Source organism: Methanobrevibacter sp. (assembly GCF_045644645.1).
Taxonomy (GTDB): Archaea; Methanobacteriota; Methanobacteria; order Methanobacteriales; family Methanobacteriaceae; genus Methanocatella.
Window position 1 is genome coordinate 1 of record NZ_JAZRHE010000156.1, and the last position, 2,095, is coordinate 2,095.

A 2,095-nucleotide genomic window follows, 5' to 3' on the forward strand; every position below is an offset into this window, starting at 1 on the left:
ATCATCATTTTTAAAATTAAAGCTAATGGCACTAGCTACAATATTCTCACTTAATTTAAATGCAAATCCATAATGAATTAAGAGTTCAACAAGATTTTTTGTTGGTTGTAAAATACTTAATGAATTGCCTGCTGCAAGAAGTATATTAATTTCCAATAAAAATAAAGAATTACCTCTAAATTCCGGCAAGATATAAATTTCATTTAAAACAAAATTCGTTTGAGAATTTAATTCGCAAAAAGCAAATCCCACAACTTTGTTTTCAAATAATATCTCTTTAAAAACATCTCCTAACTTATTTTCTAATATAAATCCTTCATTTAGAATAGATTCATAAATATATTCATAATCCTTTTTTAAAATAGATTCAACATCTAGATAATCTGCTAAATCATTGTGAATAATTTTAGGATTATCATCATTTCTAATAATAAATTTCGTTGTCATGAATTCCCACAAAAATAATTATTGAGTTTCTTAATTAAAAATCTAATCAATTTTCCTATAAATAAACTGCACCCCATCTTTAATTTTATCTACAATCTTCATATCAACCAAATCATTTAAATCTTTGCTTGCAGTATTTCTTACAACACTAAACATATCCATATACTCTTTTATGGTAATTTCAAAAACATCATTCATTCTTAAGAATTGTTTTTGACGTGGATTTAATCCATTACCATGTTCATTGGATCTGAAGATTACTTTGAAAAATCCTTCAGACTCCATAAATTCCGGTTCTTCCAAGCCATTTAATCTCATTGCATCTTTCATGCGTTTTATACCAGTTCCAACATGTTCCATATATGTTGTTTTTGAAAATATATTGCATATTGTTTCATTTCTGTGAACTGGCTCATTTTCTCCCAAGTCTTCTACAGTTAATGGGTATACCAAACGTCCGGGGCTTTTTATTTCAATACGGTCATTATAGATATAGAATGTTATTGCAGCAGTTGTTATTGTATAATCCCTATGAGCCAGGGCATTTACAAGTGCTTCACGTATCGCTTCATAAGGGTATTCCTGAATTGTTTCTCTTTTAAAACCTTTAACTTGTGAGATATTAACCAAGGTTTTATTGAAGAATAGTTCCGCTTCTTTGAGTAATTTTAAAAATGACATGTTGAATTCTGCCTTATCGAATGTTTTTACTCCTTCATCGTCGAAAAAGCGAACCATTTTCACTTGATGTGACAAGTTAAATTTGGAGATGTCTTTGGCAAAGAATAATGCTCCTGCAGTGTTTAATCTGAATTCACCATCCACATATTCCCCGGCACGTATTGTTGATAGGACTTTTGTCAATCCTTTTTCATCCCTTATCTTTTCAATTGGTTCATAATCTAACACATTAAAAAACATGTCCAATGCATCCAAATCAACATCATCGCATGAAGAGTTTAAAAGTATTTCAGAATCGAAAGCCCTGTAATTCCTCAAGTTTTTAGCAATAAAATCACCTAAACTTTCTTTAATTGCATTCATCAAATCATATCTATTATTAAATCGAGTATAACTATGATTACTGACTTTTTTAATGAATGCTTCTGTTTTATCTTCTCTGAATTCAACATCTTTAATATAGATTAATGCATCATTATGTGTCTTGTTATAGAGATCGTATTCAAGTTCTGTTGGTGATATTCCTGATTCAAGAATACTTCCATAATCCGAACCAATCAAACCAATGTAAATGTCTGAATTGATAGCTTCATCAGAATATACCTCCCTAGGAGAAGCACCCAATGCAGACAATTCTTCATAAAGAAAAACCTCAAAAAATTTATTTAAGATATAATCATTTTCAATTTCTTGCTTGATGAACTTTCGCTCATGCTCAAATTCTTTTCTAACACTGCTGATAAAAATCTTATACTTCATGCTTTTACCCTCTTTTATTAAACGTCAGAAATACACTTGAAATGATAATACTTTATTTAAAGTATTAAGTAATATAATATTAAATTATAAAGTATATAAACTTTTTGAAAATAAAAAAAAGTATAAAATTGTTTAAATACTTAAAAACATTATTAATAGAAGTTATATTATATATAAAGCTTAAATAAGTTAATTTAAATTTTGAAAT

2 protein-coding genes are annotated in these 2,095 nt (G+C 28.1%); both read right to left on the reverse strand.

Going from position 1 to position 2,095, the window contains the following annotated elements; genetic code table 11:
• Positions 1-447, reverse strand: a 447-nt coding sequence (locus ACKI4K_RS09925; protein ID WP_407424713.1) for a hypothetical protein, incomplete at its 3' end; no start/stop codon positions are given.
• Positions 448-489: 42 nt separating this feature from the next.
• Positions 490-1,887, reverse strand: coding sequence for an ATP-binding protein (locus ACKI4K_RS09930; RefSeq protein ID WP_407424715.1), 1,398 nt, complete (start codon positions 1,885-1,887; stop codon positions 490-492).
• Positions 1,888-2,095 lie beyond the last annotated feature (208 nt).

Excerpts from the sequence above, each read along its gene's own strand:
- ACKI4K_RS09930 (WP_407424715.1), bottom strand. The coding sequence starts at position 1,887 with ATGAAGTATAAGATTTTTATCAGCAGTGTTAGAAAAGAATTTGAGCAT.